The 19,633-nt window shown below is 68.0% G+C and carries 18 protein-coding genes; 6 read left to right on the top strand and 12 right to left on the bottom strand.

Translation table 11 applies throughout. The features are described 5' to 3' along the window. Position 1: 1 nt before the first annotated feature. Genes ACE3P6_RS05060 through ACE3P6_RS05050 form a run of 3 tightly spaced genes read left to right on the top strand, consistent with a single transcriptional unit; the run spans position 2 to position 4,343 of the window. Entirely contained in the window at positions 2-1,615 is a 1,614-nt protein-coding gene (locus ACE3P6_RS05060; RefSeq protein ID WP_374392266.1) for an ABC transporter substrate-binding protein, read from the top strand. Next, complete coding sequence (locus tag ACE3P6_RS05055) at positions 1,615-2,574, top strand: acetamidase/formamidase family protein (protein ID WP_374392264.1); 960 nt, start codon at positions 1,615-1,617, stop codon at positions 2,572-2,574. Before ACE3P6_RS05060 ends, ACE3P6_RS05055 begins: the two co-directional genes overlap by 1 nt. Continuing rightward, positions 2,571-4,343, top strand: coding sequence for a dipeptide ABC transporter ATP-binding protein (locus ACE3P6_RS05050; protein WP_374392262.1), 1,773 nt, complete (start codon positions 2,571-2,573; stop codon positions 4,341-4,343). Before ACE3P6_RS05055 ends, ACE3P6_RS05050 begins: the two co-directional genes overlap by 4 nt. Before the next feature lie 12 nt (positions 4,344-4,355). Here the strand turns inward: ACE3P6_RS05050 and ACE3P6_RS05045 are convergent, their stop codons facing one another. The 10 genes from ACE3P6_RS05045 to ACE3P6_RS05000 form a co-directional block, all read right to left on the bottom strand. Then, positions 4,356-5,972, bottom strand: coding sequence for an FGGY-family carbohydrate kinase (locus ACE3P6_RS05045; RefSeq protein WP_374392260.1), 1,617 nt, complete (start codon positions 5,970-5,972; stop codon positions 4,356-4,358). A 1-nt stretch (position 5,973) separates the two neighbouring features. Next, positions 5,974-6,696 carry an SDR family oxidoreductase gene (locus tag ACE3P6_RS05040; protein ID WP_374392258.1) on the bottom strand — a complete coding sequence of 241 codons (723 nt, stop codon included), beginning with the start codon at positions 6,694-6,696 and terminating at the stop codon, positions 5,974-5,976. A gap of 10 nt (positions 6,697-6,706) precedes the next feature. Next, on the bottom strand, positions 6,707-7,942 hold the full coding sequence (locus tag ACE3P6_RS05035) for a sugar ABC transporter permease (protein WP_374392256.1): 1,236 nt from the start codon (positions 7,940-7,942) through the stop codon (positions 6,707-6,709). Beyond that, positions 7,939-8,748, bottom strand: a complete 810-nt coding sequence (locus tag ACE3P6_RS05030; RefSeq protein WP_374392254.1) for an ATP-binding cassette domain-containing protein — start codon at positions 8,746-8,748, stop codon at positions 7,939-7,941. Before ACE3P6_RS05030 ends, ACE3P6_RS05035 begins: the two co-directional genes overlap by 4 nt. A 57-nt stretch (positions 8,749-8,805) precedes the next feature. Further along, positions 8,806-9,852 (bottom strand): sugar ABC transporter substrate-binding protein, encoded by a 1,047-nt coding sequence (locus ACE3P6_RS05025; RefSeq protein WP_374392251.1) that lies wholly within the window; start codon positions 9,850-9,852, stop codon positions 8,806-8,808. A 158-nt stretch (positions 9,853-10,010) separates the two neighbouring features. Next, positions 10,011-10,889 carry a helix-turn-helix domain-containing protein gene (locus ACE3P6_RS05020; RefSeq protein ID WP_374392249.1) on the bottom strand — a complete coding sequence of 293 codons (879 nt, stop codon included), beginning with the start codon at positions 10,887-10,889 and terminating at the stop codon, positions 10,011-10,013. 235 nt (positions 10,890-11,124) lie between these two features. Then, positions 11,125-12,768: a CTP synthase gene (locus ACE3P6_RS05015; protein ID WP_374392247.1), complete on the bottom strand. Its 1,644-nt coding sequence runs from the start codon at positions 12,766-12,768 to the stop codon at positions 11,125-11,127. A 149-nt stretch (positions 12,769-12,917) separates the two neighbouring features. Beyond that, complete coding sequence (gene secG, locus ACE3P6_RS05010; RefSeq protein WP_374392245.1) at positions 12,918-13,328, bottom strand: preprotein translocase subunit SecG; 411 nt, start codon at positions 13,326-13,328, stop codon at positions 12,918-12,920. 192 nt (positions 13,329-13,520) lie between these two features. Next, entirely contained in the window at positions 13,521-13,907 is a 387-nt protein-coding gene (locus tag ACE3P6_RS05005; protein ID WP_374392243.1) for a VOC family protein, read from the bottom strand. Continuing rightward, on the bottom strand, positions 13,900-14,295 hold the full coding sequence (locus ACE3P6_RS05000) for a DUF6524 family protein (RefSeq protein WP_374392241.1): 396 nt from the start codon (positions 14,293-14,295) through the stop codon (positions 13,900-13,902). The genes ACE3P6_RS05005 and ACE3P6_RS05000 overlap by 8 nt, the downstream gene beginning before the upstream one ends. A 278-nt stretch (positions 14,296-14,573) precedes the next feature. Here ACE3P6_RS05000 and ACE3P6_RS04995 point away from each other — a divergent pair, with 278 nt between their 5' ends. Continuing rightward, positions 14,574-15,482, top strand: a complete 909-nt coding sequence (locus ACE3P6_RS04995; RefSeq protein ID WP_374392238.1) for a porin — start codon at positions 14,574-14,576, stop codon at positions 15,480-15,482. A 71-nt stretch (positions 15,483-15,553) separates the two neighbouring features. On the opposite strand, the gene arsC is transcribed toward ACE3P6_RS04995, so the two are convergent. Beyond that, positions 15,554-15,967 (bottom strand): arsenate reductase (glutaredoxin), encoded by a 414-nt coding sequence (gene arsC / locus ACE3P6_RS04990; RefSeq protein ID WP_374392236.1) that lies wholly within the window; start codon positions 15,965-15,967, stop codon positions 15,554-15,556. A gap of 135 nt (positions 15,968-16,102) precedes the next feature. Here arsC and ACE3P6_RS04985 point away from each other — a divergent pair, with 135 nt between their 5' ends. Both ACE3P6_RS04985 and ACE3P6_RS04980 read left to right on the top strand, forming a co-directional pair. Continuing rightward, positions 16,103-17,395 (top strand): adenylosuccinate synthase, encoded by a 1,293-nt coding sequence (locus ACE3P6_RS04985; RefSeq protein ID WP_374392234.1) that lies wholly within the window; start codon positions 16,103-16,105, stop codon positions 17,393-17,395. A gap of 10 nt (positions 17,396-17,405) precedes the next feature. Beyond that, the gene (locus ACE3P6_RS04980) at positions 17,406-17,651 is read left to right on the top strand and encodes a DUF2842 domain-containing protein (RefSeq protein ID WP_374392232.1); all 246 of its coding nucleotides are present in this window, start codon (positions 17,406-17,408) and stop codon (positions 17,649-17,651) included. 27 nt (positions 17,652-17,678) lie between these two features. Here ACE3P6_RS04980 and ACE3P6_RS04975 read toward each other — a convergent pair. Then, positions 17,679-19,633, bottom strand: a 1,955-nt coding sequence (locus ACE3P6_RS04975) for a hypothetical protein (RefSeq protein ID WP_374392229.1), incomplete at its 5' end; no start/stop codon positions are given.

Genomic DNA, 19,633 nt, shown 5'->3' with positions numbered 1-19,633 from the left:
AATGAAAAACCTGCTCGCCTCGACCGCCGTGATGCTGGCGCTGGCCCTGCCCGGGCTGGCGCAGGACTATGCGCCCGACCCGAACGCCAAGCCGGGCGGCACGATCACCATCACCTACAAGGACGATGTGGCGACGCTTGACCCCGCCATCGGCTATGACTGGCAGAACTGGTCGATGATCAAGTCGCTGTTCGACGGGCTGATGGACTATGTCCCCGGCACCACCACGCTGCGGCCCGGTCTGGCCGAAAGCTACGAAATCTCTGACGACGGGCTGGTCTACACCTTCCACTTGCGGCCGGGGGTGAAGTTCCACAACGGGCGCGAGATGACGGCCGACGACGTGAAATACTCGCTGGACCGGGTGACCAACCCCGCCACCCAGTCGCCCGGCGCGGGCTTCTTCGGCTCCATCGCCGGGTTCGACAAGGCGGGCGACGGCGGGCTTTCCGGGGTCGAGGTGGTTGACCCGGCGACGGTGAAGATCACGCTGACCCGGCCCGACGCGACCTTCCTGCATGTCATGGCGCTGAACTTTTCCTTCGTCGTGCCGAAGGAAGTGGTCGAGGCCGAGGGAGCGGACTTCGGCAAGAAGCCGGTCGGGACCGGGGCGTTCAAGCTGACGGAATGGACGCTGGGGCAGCGGCTGGTGTTCGAGAAGAACCCCGACTACTGGATCGCGGGCGTGCCCTATCTGGACAGCTTCACCGTCGAAGTGGGGCAGGAGCCGGTGGTGGCGCTGCTGCGGTTGCAGAACGGCGAGGTGGACATTCCCGGCGACGGCATCCCGCCCGCCAAGTTCACCGAGGTGATGGGCGACCCGGCGCAGGCCGCGCGGGTGGTGGTCGGCGGGCAGCTTCACACCGGCTATATCACGATGAACGTCACCACCCCGCCCTTCGACAAGCTGGAAGTGCGCAAGGCCGTCAACATGGCGATCAACAAGGATCGCATCGTCCAGATCATCAATGGTCGTGCGGTTCCGGCGACCCAGCCGCTGCCGCCCTCGATGCCGGGCTATACGGAAGGTTACGCGGGCTATCCCTATGACCCGGAGGGCGCGAAGGCGCTTCTGGCCGAGGCGGGTCTGGCCGACGGGTTCGAGACCGAGCTTTTCGCCATGAACACCGACCCGAACCCGCGCATCGCGCAGGCGATCCAGCAGGACCTCGCGGCCATCGGGATCAAGGCCAATATCCAGAACCTTGCCCAGGCCAACGTGATCGAGGCCGGGGGCGCGGGCACGGCGCCGATGATCTGGTCGGGCGGCATGGGCTGGATCGCCGACTTCCCCGATCCGTCCAACTTCTACGGCCCGATCCTGAGCTGCGCAGGCGCGTCGGAGGGCGGCTGGAACTGGGCGAAGTTCTGCGACGAGGCGCTGGACGCCAAGGCGGTTGCGGCGGACAGCATGTTCGACCCGGCGAAAGCGGCGGACCGGCTGAAGGCCTGGTCCGATGTCTACATGGGGGTGATGGAAGCCGCGCCCTGGGTCCCGGTCTTCAACGAGGAACGCTACACGATGAAGTCGGAGCGGATGGGCGGCGAGGATGCGCTCTATGTCGATCCCGTCTCGATCCCGGTCAACTATGACTACGTCTGGGTCAAAGAGTAATGTGCAAGGCCTGCGACTATACGATCCACGGCGCGCAGCATCATTTCGGCTGGGACAATTCCCTGCCGCCCGCGCTGCGCGTCGCGCCGGGCTCGACCATCGAGTTCCATTGTCAGGATTCCTCGGCGGGCCAGCTTGGCCCGTCGTCTTCGCTGCAAGACGTGGTGGGCCTCGACTTCGGCCGGATCAACCCGGTCTCGGGGCCGGTCTATGTCGACGGGGCGAAGCCGGGCGACGTGCTGAAGGTGACGCTGGAGGGGTTCCAGCCCAAGGTGTTCGATGGCAAGGGCTTCGGCTGGACGGCGAATATCCCCGGTTTCGGGTTGCTTGCCGACCAGTTCACCGATCCGGCCTTGTGCCTGTGGTCCTATGACCCGGCCAGCATGGCGCCGGCAATGTGGGGCAAGTCGGCGCGGGTGCCGTTGAAGCCGTTCTCCGGCACCATCGGCTGCGCGCCTGCCGAAGCCGGGTTGCACTCGGTGGTGCCACCGCGCCGGGTGGGGGGGAACCTCGACATCCGGGACCTGACTTCGGGCGTGACGCTCTACCTGCCGGTGGAGGTGGAAGGGGCCTTGTTCAGCCTGGGCGATACCCATGCGGCGCAGGGCGATGGCGAGGTCTGCGGGACGGCGATCGAAAGCCCGATGAACGTGGTGCTGACGCTGGACCTGGTGAAGAACCAGCCGTTGAAGACCCCGCGCTTCACCACGCCGGGGCCGGTGACGCGGCATCTGGACGCCAAGGGCTATGAGGCGACGACAGGGATCGGCCCGGACCTGATGAGCGCGGCACGCGATGCGGTCGCGGGGATGGTCGACCTGCTGTGCGCGCAGCAGGGGATTTCGGCGGTGGATGCCTACATGCTCTGCTCGGTCTGCGGCGATCTCAGGATTTCCGAGATCGTCGACATGCCGAACTGGGTGGTCAGCTTCTACTTCCCGCGGGTCGTTTTCGAATGACGCTGGCGGAAGCCCTGCCAAGCGCCGGGGCTGTGACGGCCCCGGACCCCGTGCTGCGGGTGGACGGCCTGTGTGTGTCGGTCCGTACCGAGGGCGGGCTGAAGCCCTTGGTGCAGGACCTGTCCTTCACGCTGGCGAAGGGCGAGACGCTGGCGATTGCCGGGGAAAGCGGGTCGGGGAAGTCGATCACGTCGCTCGCGATCATGGGGCTGCTGCCGCCGCCTGCGGTGCGGGTGACGGGGGGGCGGGTGCTGCTGGGGGGCGAGAACCTGATCGGCCTGCCCGAACCGGCGCTGCGGGCGGTGCGCGGCGACCGGATCGCGATGATCTTCCAGGAGCCGATGACCTCGCTCAACCCGGTGATGACGGTGGGCGCGCAACTGGTCGAGGCGATCCGGGCGCATGAGGCGGTGGGCCGGGCCGAGGCCGCGAAGCGCGCGGTGGAGGCTTTGCGGGCGGTGCGGCTGTCGGAGCCCGAGCGGCGGATGGGACAGTATCCGCACGAGTTGTCGGGCGGGATGCGCCAGCGGGTGATGATCGCGATGGCGCTGGCGCTGAAGCCCGAGGTGCTGATTGCGGACGAGCCGACGACGGCGCTGGACGTGACGGTGCAGCGCGAGGTGCTGGACCTGCTCCGCGACCTGCAACGGCAGATGGGGACGGCGATCATCCTGATCACGCATGACATGGGCGTGGTGGCCGAGATGGCAACCCGTGTGATCGTGATGCGGCAGGGGCGGCAGGTGGAGGCGGCGGCGACCGCCGACATCTTCGGCAAGCCGCAGGCGGACTATACCCGCGCGCTTCTGGCCGCCGTGCCACGTATGGGGCAGGGGGTGGTGCGGCCTCCGGTCACGACGGAGCCGGTGGCGCGGCTGGAGGATGTGGTGGTCCGCTATCCCCTGCGCGGCGGGCTTCTGGGCGGGGTGACGCAGAACGTCCACGCGGTCGAGCATGTGAGCTTCGACATCCGCAAGGGCGAGACCTTTGCGCTGGTCGGCGAATCCGGTTGCGGCAAGTCCACCATCGCCAAGGCGCTGGTCGGGCTGGCCCCCCATAGCGGTCGGATCGAGATTGCCGGGCAGGCGCTGGGCGGGCTGGATGCGCCGGGCCAGAAGGCGATGCGCCGCAAGGTGCAGATGGTGTTCCAGGACCCGATGGCGGCGCTGAACCCGAGGATGCGGGTGGGCGAGCTGATTGCCGAGCCGCTGGCGATCCACGGGATCGGCGATGCGGCCAGCCAGCGGGGGCGGGCGGCAGACCTGATGGCGCGGGTCGGGCTGGAGGCGGGGCAACTGGACCGCTATCCGCATGAATTCTCCGGCGGGCAGCGGCAGCGCATCTGCATCGCCCGGGCGCTGGCCCTGCAACCCGACCTGATCATTGCCGACGAAAGCGTCTCGGCGCTGGATGTCAGCGTGCAGGCCCGGGTTCTCGACCTGCTGCGAGCGCTGCAATCCGAGTTCGGCATGTCCTACCTGTTCATCAGCCATGACATGGCGGTGGTTGACAACATCTCGGACCGGGTCGGGGTGATGTATCTGGGCCAGATCGTCGAGCTGGGCACGCGGGCGCAGATCTTCGGCAACCCGCAGCACCCCTATACAAGGCGGCTGATCGACGCGGTGCCGGTGCCCGACCCGGCCCACCAGCGCGCCGCCGCGTCGCGTCTGGCCGGAGAGGTGCCAAGCCCGCTGCACGCGCCGGGCTCCGGCCCGCCCCGGGTGCGGCTGGTCGATATCGGCGGGGGGCATCTGGTCGGACAGTGAGGCTGGCCCCGGTCAGGGGGTGGCGAGGATCCTGCGAATGTCGCGGGCGGCCTGTTGCAGGGTGGTGAAGGCGGCGTAGCGCCTGTCGTGCAGGGCGGCGAGGTCTCCGGTCGCCGGGGCGTAAAGGCGCGCTTTGCCGGACATGGCACCCATCGCGGCGGCGGCGTCGGGGTGGGTGCCGCTGGCCATCGCGCCCAGCATGGCGGCGCCAAGGAGCACGGGCTCGGGCGCCTCGGGCAAAGCTACGGGCAGGCCGGTGCTGTCGGCGAGCAGCTGGCAGGCAAGGTCGCTTTGCGCGGCGCCGCCGCTGGCGATCAGGGTGGTGATGGTGATGCCCTTGTCGCTGAAGGCGTCGAGGAGTTGGCGGAGGCCGTAGCCGATGCCCGTCAGGCCGGAGAGGTAGAGCCGGGCGAGGCTGTCGATGCCGCGGTCGAGGCCGAGGCCCGAGATCACCGCGCGGGCCTGCGGGTCGGCGAGGGGCGAGCGGTTGCCGAGGAACTCGGGCACGACGATGAGGTCTTCAAGGGCGCGGATGGCGGTGAGGGGGTCCTGCGCCATGTGGGCGGCGTGGTCGGCGACATGGGCGATGAGCGGGCGGCCTTGGCTCGCGGCCTCCCCGGCGATGGTGCCCGCGTCGCGGTGCAGGTGGATCAGGTGGTCGAGCGCCGCGCCTGCCGCCGACTGGCCGCCCTCGTTCAGCCAGAGGCCGGGGAGCATGGCGTCGTAGTAGGGCCCCCAGACGCCGGGGACGGGGGTGGCCTCGGGCGTCGAGGCCATCGAGCAGGCGGAGGTGCCGAAGATATAGGCCAGCCGCCGCGTGGGGTCGGCGTCGCCGGGCAGGGTGACGCCAAGAGTGCCAAGGCCCCCGGCATGGGCGTCGATCAGCGCGGCGGCGACGGTGACGCTTTCCGGCAGGCCAAGCTCACGCGCGGCCATCGCGTTCAGCGGGCCAAGCGCGGTGCCGGGGGGGACAACTTCGGTGCCGATCCGGCGGAAGCCCTCGTCGGCGAGGGTGCCAAGGCCGATGGCGCGGAAGTAGTCGTCATCCCAGCGGTTTTCGTGGGCGAGGTAGGTCCATTTGCAGGTGACGGTGCAAGAGGACCGCGCCAGCCGTCCGGTCGCGCGCCAGGTCAGGTAATCGGAGAGGTCGAAGAAATGCGCGGCCCTGGCGAAGCTGTCGGGCAGGTGGCGCGAGAGCCAGAGAAGCTTCGGCGTCTCCATCTCGGGCGAGATGCGGCCTCCCACATAGTCCAGCACCGCATGGCCCCCGGCGTTGATCTCCTCGGCCTCGGCCTGCGCGCGGTGGTCCATCCAGACGATGACGTTGCGGGCGGGGTCGCCGGAAGGGCCGACGGGGATGCCCTGGCCCCGGTCGCCGATGGCGACGAGGGAGCAGGTGGCGTCGAAGCCGATGCCGGTGACGGTGGCGGGGTCGATGGCCGAGGCTTGCAGCGCCTCGCGCACGGCGGTGCAGACGGCCTGCCAGATCTGGTCGGAGGATTGCTCGACGATCTCGCCGGGTTCCTGCCACAGGATGACGGGGTGCTTGCCCACGCCAAGAAGCTTGCCCTTGGCGTCGAACACCCCGGCGCGGGCGCTTCCGGTTCCGACATCGACCCCGATCAGCATGTCACAGGTCCACCGAATTGGGCAGGATCACCAGATCGCGCACCACGACGCCCTTGCGGCGGGTCAGCATGAAGACCACCGCCTCCGCCACTTCGACGGGCTGCATCAGGCTGCCGTTGGCCAGGGCTTCCTCCATCTTCGCCTTCGGCCAGTCGTCGAGAAGCGCCGTCACCACCGGGCCGGGCAGGACCGCGCCGACGCGGATGCCGTGGGGCGCAAGCTGGCGGCGGATCGTGTGGGCGAAGGCCTGCACGGCGAATTTCGAGGCGGTGTAGATCGGTTCCCACACCACGGGCACGACACCGGCGATCGAGGAGGTCAGCAGGATGTCGCCCGTCTTCCGTTCGATCATGTGGGGGAGCACCGCATGGATCGAGCGGAAGGCCGCGTTGATGTTGAGGTTCAGCATCCGGTCCCAGGCATCGGGGTCGCCGTCCTGCACCGGGCCGCCGACGTAGGATCCCGCATTGGCGTGGAAGATGTCGAGCTGGCCGGTCAGCGCAAGGATGCGGGGCAGGATGCCGCTGGCCTGAGCCCCGTCGAGGAGGTCGACCTGCAGGGGGTGGGCGTCGGGGCCAAGCTCGGCGCAGAGCGCTTGCAGCCTGTCCCCGGCGCGGTCGATCAGCACGACCTTCGCCCCTTCGGCCAGCATCGCGCGAGCGCATTCGAGGCCGATCCCCGAGGCCGCTCCGGTGATCGCGGCGGTTTTTCCTGTCAGTCTCATGTCGGTCTCCTTACCCGCGGCCGTGGCTGACGCGCGATTGGCGGGCCAGGCTGTCGACGATCACGGCGACGGCAAGGACGCCCCCGGTGATCATGTAACGCAGGGACGACGACAGGTTCAGCAGCGTCAGCCCGTTGGAAATGGCCTGGATCACGATGATCCCCAGCACCGCCGACCAGGCGCTGCCGCGCCCGCCGAAGAGGCTGGTCCCGCCGATCACCGCCGCCGCGATGGCGTTCAGGTTCACGTCGCCGGTGCCCGCCTGCTGGCTGGACGAGGCGAGGCGCGAGGCGGAGAGGATGCCTCCCAAAGCGGCGAGGGTGGAGCAGAGCATGAAGGCCGAGAGGTAGATCTTGCGGACGTTGATCCCGGACCGCCGCGCGGCCTCTTTGTTGCCGCCGACGGCGAACATCGAGCGGCCCCATTTGGTGCGGGTCAGGCCGTAGTTCAGGATCACGGCGAGCAGGACGAAGAGGCCGAACATCACCGGCACGCCGCGCCCGAGGTGCAGGTAGTAGATCGCGCCTTCGAGGGCGATGGTGAGGGCGGCGGCTTTCAGCGCCAGCCGGGTGAGGGGCTGGGCCGAGAGGCCCGCGGCCTGGCGCTGCCTCATGACGGAGAGGCCGACCCAGACCATCACGGCTCCGGGGACAAGGCCGAGGAGATAGGAGAGCCAGGCGGGCAGGATCCAGAGCTGGCCGAAGCCGACGAGGGGCGAGGCGAAGGGCAGGTTGATCGAGCCGGTGGGGCCGAGGATGTAAAGCTGCAGGCCAAGGATGGCGAGGAGGCCTGAAAGGGTGGAGACGAAGCTGGGCATGCCGAGGCGGTTGTAGAGCGTCGCATAGACCGCGCCGATCAGGGCTCCGCTGGCGAGGGCGGCGAGGATGGCGAGGGGCAGGGACACGCCCGCATTGACCCAGAGGACGCCGATCATGGCGGAGGCGAGGCCAGACATCGAGCCGACGGAGAGGTCGATCTCGCCCAGCATCAGCACGCAGACGATGCCGAGCGAGATGACACCGACGGTGGCGCAGTCGAAGAGGAGGTTCACCAGGTTGTTGGGTGCGAGGAACACCGGGTTCAGCATTGAAAACACGGTGGAAATCAGGACAAGGCCTATGATGACGGGCAGCATCCCGAGGTCGCCGGAGCGGAGCCGGTCGGTGAAGTCCTTCAGCGCGCCCTTAAGGCTGTCGTCGTGCCGGACGCGGGCGTCGGCGCGGTCGAGGGAGGGCTTTTCGGTCATGCGGGTGTCCCCCCTGCTTCGGCGGCGAGCCGGTCCTGGCGGCGCGAGACGGAGTTCTCCGCCGCCCCGGTGATCGCGGCGACGAGATCCTGGTGCGACGTCTCGCGCGTGAAGACGCCGTTGTTGCGCCCCAATCGCAGGACCACGATGCGGTCGGCCACGGCGCGGACGTCTTCCATGTTGTGAGAGATGATGATGACGCCCAGGCCCCGGTCGCGGACGCGCTCGATCAGGTTCAGGACCTCGGCGGTCTGGGCGACGCCCAAAGCTGCGGTGGGTTCGTCCAGCATGATGATGCGGGGGTCGAGGAGGAGGGAGCGGGCGATGGCGACGGTCTGGCGCTGACCGCCCGACAGCGAGGCGACGGGTTCGCGGACCGACGGGATGCGGGCGGCGAGTTCCTTGAGGAGCGTCCAGGCCCGGACCTCCATCTGCACCTCGTCCAGCCGCCAGGGCGACAGTTCATGCCCGAGGAAGAGGTTCGCCACGACGTCAAGGTTTTCGCACAGCGCGAGGTCCTGGAAGACCGTCGCGATCCCCATCTCCAGTGCGGTTGCGGGGGTGTCCAGCGACACGGGACGGCCCATGTATTCGATGGCGCCCTCGGTCGGCTGGTGGACGCCCGCCAGCACCTTGACCAGCGTCGATTTCCCCGCGCCGTTGTCGCCGACCAGCGCGACGACTTCGCCCGCGTGGACGTCAAGCTCGATGTCGGTCAGCGCCGAAACCGCGCCGAAGCGTTTCGAGACGCCGCGCAAGGACAGGATGCGCTCGCCCTTCGCGGGCAGTCTTTCGCGTGCCTGCATGTCTTCTCCCCCCATGTGGTCGCCCGGCCCCCGTGCGGGGACCGGGCCTTGGTCAAATTACTGGGTGATCCCCAGGGCCTTGCAACCTTCGGCATATTCGCCGGTGCAGATCTGGTCGGGCGTGTTGATGCCCTTGTCGAAGATTTCCGCCTTGATGTTTTCGGCGGTGACGACGGCCGGGACGAAGAGTTCCGACGGCGTGTTGTAGAGCGTGGTCTTCGCCTCGGGGGTTTCGCCCTTGAGGAAGGCGACCGCCACGTTGGCCGCCGCCGCCGCGACGATCTCGGACGGTTTCGAGATGGTGTTGTACTGGTCGCCCGAAATGATCAGCTGCAAGGCCGCGATGGTCGCGTCGTTGCCCGTCACCGGCGGAACGGGGTCGACGCCCGCCGCCTTGAAGGCCGCGATGGCGCCGCCGCCGGTGCCGTCGTTCGCGGCGACCACGCCGACGATCTCGGCCCCGAAGCGGGTGATCTGGCCCGCCGCCCATTGCTGGGCTTCCGGCGGTGCCCAGTCCGGGGTGTCGAACTCGGCCAGCGTCTTGTAGGGCGAGGCGTCGAGGGCGGCGTCGATCCCGTCGCGGATCAGCCCGGCGGCGGCGTCGGTGGGCGAGCCGTTGATCTGCAGGACGCCCGCGCCGTCCGGCACGCCGGTGGCCTTCAGATGGTCGACCAGCGACTGCGCGATGGCCTGGCCGATGCCCTTGTTGTCGAAGGAGACGTAGTAGTCGGCCGGGGCATCCGGGATCGGGCGGTCATAGGCGATGACCTTGACGCCCTGCGACTGCGCCAGCGTCACCAGCGCGGCGGCGGCGGCGCTGTCGACCGGGTCGAGCACGATCACCTTCGCGCCCTGCGCCAGGACCGAGTTGAACTGCTGCTGTTGCAGCGCCACATCGGCATTGGCGTTCTGGTAGATCACCGTGCAATCGGCGCAGAGCTTCTTCATCTCGGCCTCGAAACCGGGGAAGTCATGCTCTTCATAGCGGGTCGAGGCCTGGTCGGGCATCAGGAAAGCCACGGTCGCGGCCTCTTGCGCAAAGCCTGCGCGGGAGGTCAGTGCCAGCGCGGTTCCGGCCAGCAGCATCAGTTTGGTCTTGGTCATCGTCTCTCTCCCTTGGTGGTTCGCAAATCTCTCCCGGTCGTCTAGGGACGTTCGGGGCCTTTCCCGGTTGCGCGTGATCTTGCCCGGGCTTCGGGCAATACCGGCCACGCTGCGCACCGGAGGGTCGGGCGCGGCCAGTTGTTCGGATCGGTCTTTCGTCAGGCGGCCAGCGGGCGGTTGTCCTCGTGCAGGGCGCGGAACCGGCTGGGTGGCATTCCCTTTCGGCGCAGGAACTGGCGGTTGAAGTTCGACAGGTTGTTGAAGCCCACCGCATAGCAGATGTCCGTGACCGTCTTGTCCGGCTCGTTCATCAACATCTGGCAGGCGAGATTGATCCGCAGGCGGTTGACGTATTCGACAACACCCATGCCGGTATGGCGGCGGAAGCTGCGCGAGAAGGCCGACGGGGTCATTCCTGCCGTGGCGGCAAGATCGGCTTCGGTGAAATCCTCGGTCAGGTTGCCGTTGATGTAGGCCAGCGCCTTGTTGACGCCCGCCGTCATGAAGCCCGACGGGTCGGGGAGGTAGGCGTCGGAGGCCAGCGCCCGCGCGCCGGTGTCGGCGGCAAGATGGGCGAGGAGGTCGAGGAACAGGCTGACGCGGCGGGGGCCTTTCGCGCCGACGAGTTCCGCCAGGATCGGGGCGACCTGTGCGGTGCAGTCTTCGGTGAAAAGCGCGCCCCGGCGGCTGAGATCGAACAGCTGGGTGAAGCCGCCGGTTTCGGGGAACAGCTCGGCAATCTGGTGCAGAAGCGCCTCGGGAAACTGGACGATGCGATTCCGCAGCAGGATAACCGTGCCCTCGGGCACATCGGAAATCCAGTTGTGCGGCAGGTTCGGCCCGGTCAGGACAAGCTGGCCGGGGCCGAACTCGCCGATATGGTCGCCGATGTAGCAGCGCCCCGAGGTGGCGACGACGTGGTGGACCTCAAGCTCGGGGTGGAAATGCCAGCGGACGGTGTGGAAGGGCAGCCCGTGCTCCCAGGCCTTGAAGGACTGGCCCTGGCCGATCTGGACGACTTCGAGATCCGGTTGCATCGCCCCCCCCTTTCCACCACCCGCGTTCCTCTACGCAGGATGGGCGGTCACTTCAGGCGACGGCCCATGACAGGAAGAGTGCCGCAAAGAATCGGCCGCGGCTACCTCAGCGGAGAGCGATTCATGATACTTTTTTGACTTTCTGCGCTGCAGTATGACCGAAATTTCATGGATCATGAGCAGGCTTGTGCGGATGTGCCAACCCCGGGAGCCGGGCTCCGGGGTTGTTCCGAGGTTACACCAGCCGCGACACCTCGACCGCCGCCCGCACGAAATCGGCGAACAGGGGATGCGGGGCGAAGGGCTTCGACTTCAGCTCGGGGTGGAACTGGACGCCGATGAACCAGGGGTGATCCTTGACCTCGACGATCTCGGGCAGGCGGCCGTCCGGGCTCATCCCGCTGAACAGAAGGCCGCATTTCTCCAGGTTGTCGCGATACTGGATGTCGACCTCGTAGCGGTGGCGGTGGCGTTCCTCGATGACATTGGTGCCGTAGATCCGCGCGACGGCCGAGCCGTCCTTGAGGTTCGCGGTATAGGCGCCAAGCCGCATGGTGCCGCCCTTGGCGTCGTCCGCCTTGCGCCGCACGGTGTGGTTGCCCTGCACCCATTCCTTCAGGTGGTAGACCACCGGGGTGAAGCGCTTCGCACCCTTTTCGTGGTCGAACTCCTCGGACCCCGCGTTCTTCACGCCGACAAGGTTCCGCGCCGCCTCGATCACCGCCATCTGCATGCCGAGGCAGATGCCCAGATAGGGAATCTTGCGGGTTCGGGCGAATTCGGCCGCCTTGATCTTGCCCTCGGTGCCGCGTTCGCCGAAGCCACCGGGGACAAGGATGGCGTGGTAGTTCTCCAGCCAGGGCGCCGGATCCTCGCGCTCGAAGATTTCGCTGTCGATCCATTCGGCGCGCACCTTGGTGCGGTTGGCCATGCCGCCGTGGGTCAGGGCCTCGGCGATGGATTTGTACGCGTCTTCCAGTTGGGTGTACTTGCCGACGATGGCGACGCGGACTTCGCCCTCAGGGTGGGTGATGCGGTCCATCACGTCTTCCCAGCGCGCGAGGTTGGGCTTCGGCGCCGGGGTGATGCCGAAGGCGTCGAGCACCGCCTGGTCGAGGCCCGCGCGGTGATAGGCGAGGGGGGCCTGGTAGATGGTCTTCAGGTCATAGGCGGGGATCACCGCCTCTTTCCGCACGTTGCAGAAGAGGGCGATCTTTTCCCGCTCACGATCCGGGATCGGGTGTTCGCTGCGGCAGACGAGGACATCGGGGGCAAGGCCGATGGATTGCAGTTCCTTGACCGAGTGCTGGGTGGGCTTGGTCTTCAGCTCGCCGCTGGCCGCGAGGTAGGGGAGCAGCGTCAGGTGCATCAGGATCGACTGGCCGCGCGGGCGTTCGTGGATGAACTGGCGGATGGCTTCGAAGAACGGCAGGCCCTCGATGTCGCCGACGGTACCGCCGATCTCGCAGAGCATGAAGTCGACCTCGTCGTCGCCGATGCGCAGGAAGTCCTTGATCTCGTTGGTGACGTGCGGGATCACCTGGATGGTCTTCCCAAGGTAGTCGCCGCGGCGTTCCTTCTCCAGCACGTTGGAATAGATCCGGCCGGAGGAGATGCTGTCAGTGGTGCGCGCCGAGACGCCGGTGAAGCGTTCGTAATGGCCGAGGTCGAGGTCGGTCTCGGCGCCATCGTCGGTGACGAAGACCTCGCCATGCTCAAATGGCGACATCGTGCCGGGGTCGACGTTCAGGTAGGGGTCAAGCTTGCGCAGACGGACCGTGTAGCCGCGGGCCTGCAGCAATGCGCCCAATGCGGCGGAGGCCAGGCCCTTGCCGAGGGAAGAAACCACGCCGCCGGTGATGAAGATGTAACGCGCCAAGTGCGGCTCCCCGTGTCAAACAGCGCGATTCGGGATCGGTGGAATCGCGGCACCACGGGAGTCGACATATAGCGGCTCCCGTTCGGATAGGCAACGCCCGCCGCTAGATCATGCGGGCGACGCCAGGATCAGTCCAAGCAGTTGTAGGGTCAGGGATTTGCCGGCGGCGCAGCCGGAGCATCCGCCGGAGGCGGCGAGGCGGGCGCATCGGTGCTGGGTCCCGGCAGGGTCAGGTCGGTGCCCGCGAGGCCGCCGCCGGTCTTGGCGGGTTCTTCGGCTGCGGGGGCTGCCGGAGCCTCGGCCGCGGGGGCAGTGGTGTCGACCACCGAACCGGTGTTGCCGCCCCGGGCCGAAAGGATGGTCAGCGTGATCGAGGTCACGATGAAGGCCGTGGCGAAAATCCAGGTCAGCTTGGTCAGCGCGGTGGCCGCGCCCCGGGCCGACATGGTGCTGCCGCTGCCGCCAATGCCAAGGCCGCCGCCTTCCGAGCGCTGCAGGAGCACGACCCCGATGAGGAGGAGCGCAAGGATCAGGTGGATGGTAAGGACGACGTTTTCCATTAGGCTTCCCGAAGGCTGACGCGCCTATCTAGGCGGAAGGGCAACGGGGCGCAAGGGTTCCCGGACGGGGGTGCCGCCTCGGGGGGCATTGAGCCCCCGCTCGGCGGCGCTGCCGCGGAAGGGCGCCGGGCGGGGCGGAGCGTTGCGGCGTTGCGAGCCTCCGGCGGGGATATTTGCGCCAGTATGAATGGATCAGCCTTCGTGGACGGCGGAAAGCTTGTTGCCGTCGGGATCGCGGACATAGGCGGCATAGAAGGCGGGGCCGTGGGGGCGATAGCCGGGGGCGCCTTCGTCGGTTCCGGCCTGCGCCAGGGCGGCGGCGTGGAAGGCCTTCACCGCCGCCTGGTCGGGGGCGACCAGGGCGGGCATCGAGCCGTTGCCGACGGTCGCGGGATGGCCGTCGAAGGGAAGCGTCACCCAGATCCGCGCACGGCGGTCGCCCGGGAGGCCGTAGCCGATCTCGGTCCTCTCGGTCGCGCGGCGGATCAGCCCGAGGGGAGCGAGCGCCGCATCATAGAACCGCGCGGCGTGGTCGAGGTCGTTGGTGCCGAGGGTCAGGTAGAGGAGCGTCTCAGCCATCGACCTCGTCCGTGGTCTGCTGGCCCGAAAGGCGTTGGCGCAGGATCGACCAGGACATGCCGATGCCGAGGATCAGCGACAGCACCAGGATGCCAAGCCAGATGTTCAGCGCCGAGTTCTGCAGCCCGAGAAGGCCCCAGTCGGTCAGCACCCAGAGCCCGGCGGCGAAGATCGCGGCGATGATGATCGCGCCGAGGATGCCGATCGAGCGCAGGGTGGCGACAAGATAGACCATCGCGACCACCGCGAGGACAAGGCCCAGAAACACGATCAGCGGGGTCTGGTCGCCCCAGGCCGCGCGCGCCCAGGTGACATAGTTCCAGGATGTCGGGTTGAAGATCGCGGCGAGAAGGATGAAGGCGCCGATCCAGCGCAGAAGGAAGCCCATGTTCGCCCGCCTTGGTTGCTTGCCAGGCCATCCTAGCGCAGCGCGTCGGGAAGGGCCAAGCGAAAGGATGCAGCTGCATCGCCGCGCGGTCTGGCTTCCGACGGCCATGCGGATCGCATCAGGACCCGATTGGCCATGATCGGGCCTGAGGGATATGTGCAACACTTGGAATTTGTTCCGCCTGGAAGATGCGTTTGCTCCGGGCCAAAGGCTGGCGGGTGCGATATGTTCATGATCTGGAATGAATGGCGACCCAATGCGCCGAATGAGGTAGAAAAATGAAAAACACGGCTCTGCTTGCTCTTGCCCTGACGGTTGTGCCCGCGCTGGCTTCCGCTGAAATCACCGTCACCGGGGGCGCGACGCTGACCTATGGCAAGCTGGACGGTGCCTTCGGCCCGAACGATATCAAGGAGAAGGGCCTGGATGGCCGCCTGAATCTGGACTTCGGCAACGGCATCCTTTTCGGCGTGCAGGTCGGGAAGATCGACATGCCGGTCTCCGGCACGCCGATCTCGCTGGAGGGGGAGTTCATCGCGCTGGATGCGGCCTACAAGTTCGCAAACGGCATGCGGGTTGGTGCCTATGCCGACCGGCTGACGATGGGGGCCGATCTGTCCCCGATCGATCTGAACCTGAAAACCAACGGTCTGTCGGTTGGCTATGAAGGGCAGGGCTTTGATGTCGAGGCGTTCGTGGGCCAGACCTCGATCTCGCCGCCGCTCTTCGGGTCAGTGGACATCGACAACCTCGGGGTCGCCCTCTCTTACACCGGCCAGCCGGGCCTGGAAGCCGGGGCGGCGTGGTTGCGTGCCGATCTTTCGGCGGGTGGCGCGTCGCAGAACATCGACTTCAAGGGCGTGGCGGCAAGCTATGTGTTCAAGGACGCCTTCATCGTCTACGGCGGGATCAGCAAGGCAGACTTCTTCATCTCCGGCGCGAATTTCGACACCACGGGCCTGGGCATCGGCTATGACCTGGGTGCCACCACGGGTTTCGGCGCCACGGTTTCGCTTGAGCTTGCGAACACCGATTTCGGAGCGGGGACCGACATGGACGCGGTCCGGCTTGGCCTGACGGTCCCGTTCGGGGCCAAGGGTCCGGCCCTGCCGATGAACAGCGTGGCGGATTCGATCCTGAACCCGCGGCACGGGGCGTTCAATGCGGCGCTGACCTCGGCGTTCTGATTGCCTGTGACACGGACGGAAAGGGGCGCGCCGCTGGTGCGCCCCTTCTGCATTCGGGCGGGACGGTCGGGTCAGGCCCCGGCCGACAGGTCCACGACCTCGCCGTCTTCCTTGGTGAAGGTGCCGGTCATCGGCGGCAGGAGCCCGAGGACAGCCTCGGACGGGCGGCAGAGCCGGGTGCCCTTGCCGGTCACGACGATGGGACGGTTGAGCAGGATCGGATGGGCTTCGAGGGCGTCGAGGAGCCGGTCGTCGGTCAGGTCGGGGTTGCCAAGGCCAAGCTCGGCATAGGGCGTGCCCTTTTCCCGCAAGAGGGCGCGAAGCGGCACGCCGATGGCGGCAGCCAGCGCCCGGATCGTGTCGCGCGACGGCGGGGTCTTCTGGTATTCGACAACCACGGGTTCGATCCCGGCGGCGCGGATCAGGGCCAGGGTGTTGCGCGAGGTGCCGCAGGCCGGATTGTGGTAGATCGTGACGTCGGTCATCGGCGGGGGCTCCGAAGCATGGGTCTGGCGGGTCTGCCGCGGGTCTATGTCACCTCGCGCCGCATTTGAAGGGTTTCCCCGCCAACCGCCTGCCGATATACCCCCCGTGGTTTGAACGTGACTCGGGGATGAGCAATGGCCAACGTCGTCGTCGTGGGGGCCCAGTGGGGCGATGAGGGCAAGGGCAAGCTGGTCGACTGGCTGTCCGAGCGCGCCGATGTGATCGCGCGGTTCCAGGGCGGGCACAATGCGGGCCACACGCTGGTGATCGGCAACACCGTCTACAAGCTGTCGCTCCTGCCCTCCGGCATCGTGCGGGGCGGCAAGCTTTCGGTGATCGGCAACGGCGTGGTGGTGGATCCCTGGCACCTGGTGGCCGAGATCGAGAAGCTGCGCGGGCAGGGGGTGGATGTATCCCCCGAGAACCTGATGCTGGCCGAGAACGCGTCGCTCATCCTGCCGATTCATGGCGAGCTGGACCGGGGCCGCGAGGCACAGACGAGCGTTGCGAAGATCGGCACCACCGGGCGCGGCATCGGCCCGGCCTATGAGGACAAGGTCGGCCGCCGGGCGATTCGCGTCGCGGACCTGTTCGACGCGGCGACGCTGGATACCCGGATCGGCCGCCTGCTGACCCATCACAATGCGCTGCGCGCGGGCCTCGGGCTGGAGCCGGTCGATGCGGCGGCGCTGAAGGCATCGCTGCTGGAGATTGCGCCGAAGATCAAACCCTATGCCGGGCCGGTCTGGAAGGTGCTGACCGAGGCGCGGCGGGCGGGCAAGCGCATCCTCTTCGAGGGGGCGCAGGGGTCCTTGCTGGATATCGACTACGGGACCTATCCCTATGTCACCAGCTCCAACACCATCGCCGGGCAGGCGGCGACGGGGACGGGGGTCGGGCCGACGGCCATCGACTTCGTGCTGGGCATCGTCAAGGCCTATACGACCCGGGTCGGCGAAGGCCCGTTCCCGGCGGAACTGCACGACGCGGACGGGCAGCGTCTGGGCGAGCGCGGGCATGAATTCGGCACGGTGACGGGGCGCAAGCGCCGCTGCGGCTGGTTCGACGCGGTGCTGGTGCGCCAGACCTGCGCGACTTCCGGCGTTTCGGGCATCGCGCTGACCAAGCTGGACGTGCTGGACGGGTTCAAGACGCTGAAGATCTGCGTGGCCTATGACCTGGACGGGCAGCGGCTGGACTATCTGCCGATTGCCGCCGACGAACAGGCGCGCTGCAAGCCGATCTACGAGGAATTGGAAGGCTGGTCGGAAACCACCGCCGGGGCGCGGAGCTGGGCGGAACTGCCCGGCGCGGCGATCAAGTATGTCCGCCGGATCGAGGAGCTGATCCAGTGCCCGGTCGCGCTGCTGTCCACCTCGCCCGAGCGGGATGACACCATCCTTGTCACCGATCCCTTCGCCGATTGAGGAGCCGGGAATGGCGCTCAGCTACGCAGCCCGCAGGCGCTGGGCGCTGGTGATCCTGCTGGTCGGCCTGCCGCTCTATGTCGTGGCGGCGGTGACGCTGGTCGGGCTGATCGAACGGCCCTCGGTGCTGGTGGAATTGGCGATCTATGTCGGCCTTGGCTTTGCCTGGGCGCTGCCGTTCCGCTTCATCTTCCGGGGCATCGGGCAGGCGGACCCGGATGCGAAAAAGGCGGACGGGTCGGGCCCATCCGCCTGAATATTCCGGCAGCGCGGTGCTGCGGGCTCAGTTCAGCCTGCGCGCCTCGGCCAGGTAGGGCGAGTTGTCGGCCAGGCTGTAGTGGCCGCGCGTCACCTTCTCGATCCGCCCGGTGCGCAGGAGCGTGCCGAAGCTGCGCAAACCGTCCTCGCGGCTGACCGGCTTGCCGCCAGCCGAGGCCACCATCCGGCGCATCAACTGCGGACGGGTGAACTGGCTGCGCTTTTCCACGCAGGTGGCATAGGCAGCGGCGGCTTCCAGCATTTCGGCCATCGACTTCGCGCCAACCTGATCGGCAAAGGCCGCAAGTCCGCTTTCGTCGATCTCCCTGCTGTCCTCGGCCAGGTCTTCATCGTCGTCGGTCTCGGTGGCGGTGCCGTAGGACGGCTTTTCCAGCACGATGTTGCGGGCGGGCGCACTGGTCGCAACCGCAGCCGCACCGACGCCGATGGCCCCGGAGAGACGGCCTGTGCGCAGCGCGACCATCGGCTGGCCTTCGGGCAGCGACGGGCTGATGCCGGGCACGACCGGGGCCCGGGCGGGGGCTTGCGCCGCGGCCGGGACGGGCGCGGCGACCGGGGCAGGCGCAACCGCCGGAGACACGCGGTCGATGCGCTGTTCCGAGACGAGCACCAGCGGCGGCGGGCTGATCAGGCCGGGGCGGATGGTGCCGGGACGCGGTTCCGTCGGGCGGATGTTCACCGACTTGCGGCGCGGCTTGACCTCGGGCGCGGCAGGAGGCTCGGGCGTCAGGTCGGGCTGGATCACCTCGGCCAGGTCATCGCGATAGGGGTTGAGGTTGGCTTCGACCCTCGGCGCCTCATAGTCGATGTCGGCACGGTCGGCCTCGGTCGAGACGACGGCGGCCTTGAGGCGCGACAGCGCTTCCTGGCGGCGGCGGTTCTCGTCCTCGGCCATGACCTCTTCGGCCTGTTGCAGCAGGCGGGCGATCTCATCGGAATCATCGCTTGCGGCCAGCACCCGGGTCGCGCCGAAGTCATAGTCGTCGTCCGGCGTCTCGTCGGGGTGCAGCCGGACGACACGAGAGTTCACCCGACGCGCCTTTGCGGCAGGCTTGGCCACCGGCGGCTCCGGCTCTGCGGCTTCGGCGATTTCGGCCACCGGCGCGTCGGCCAAGGCCGCTTCGACCGTCTCTTCGGCAAGGAATTCCTCGACCGTCTCTTCGGCGATGGCTTCGGGCAGCGGGTCTTCGACCTCGGCCTCGGCCAGGGCGAAGGCGGTCGGCTGGTCTTCCGGCAGGGCGTCGTCCAGTGCCACAGTCTCGGCATCGAGGCCATCCAGCGCGGCAACCAGCGCGAGGTCTTCGTCAGCTTCCTCCTCAACGACGGCTTCGGCGGGGGCGGCCTCGTCCTCGGCTTCCTCTTTCGCCATTGCGGCATCGTCGGTCCAGCCATCGTCGAGGTCGGGTGCGATCTCCACGTCAGCGAAGGCGACGGTCAGGTCGTCGGCCAGCGGTTCGATCTCGGCAACCTCGGACCCGGCAAACGCGACGTCCGCGGCTTTCGCTTCCTCGACCTCGGCAAGCGCTTCGAGCGGCGCCGGTTCTTCCAGCCAGGCGGCGACGGTTTCGATATCCTCGGCAGCGCTTTGCGCCACGACGGGCTCGGCGATTTCTTCCACTTCGGCTTCGGCTTCGGCGGAGACGGCGGCGATGGCCTCCTCCGCGTCGGACGCGTCCGACAGGTCGGGACCTGCGGCGAAGGCCGAGAGCGGGGCGGCGGCTTCGGCCACGCTCGGGCCGACCGAGCGGCGGATGCGGGCCAGCTTGGCGGCGACGCCATCCGGGATCACGTCCTGCAGCGAGGGTTCCGGGGCGGTGACATCGTCCTCGACCTCGGCCTCCGGCTCGACCGGCGGATGGGCGGGGCGGCGGTTGACCGGGTTGATCTGGATGCGCGGCGCGACCGGCGCTTCCACAGCGGCGGCGGCTGCCCCGGCGGGCTCGGCGGCGCGGGCGGTCT

It is taken from the genome of Tabrizicola sp. (assembly GCF_041911175.1).
GTDB lineage: Bacteria > Pseudomonadota > Alphaproteobacteria > Rhodobacterales > Rhodobacteraceae > Tabrizicola.
The sequence above is the reverse complement of the archived record's forward strand: the minus strand, read 5'-3'. Positions and strand labels throughout refer to the sequence as shown.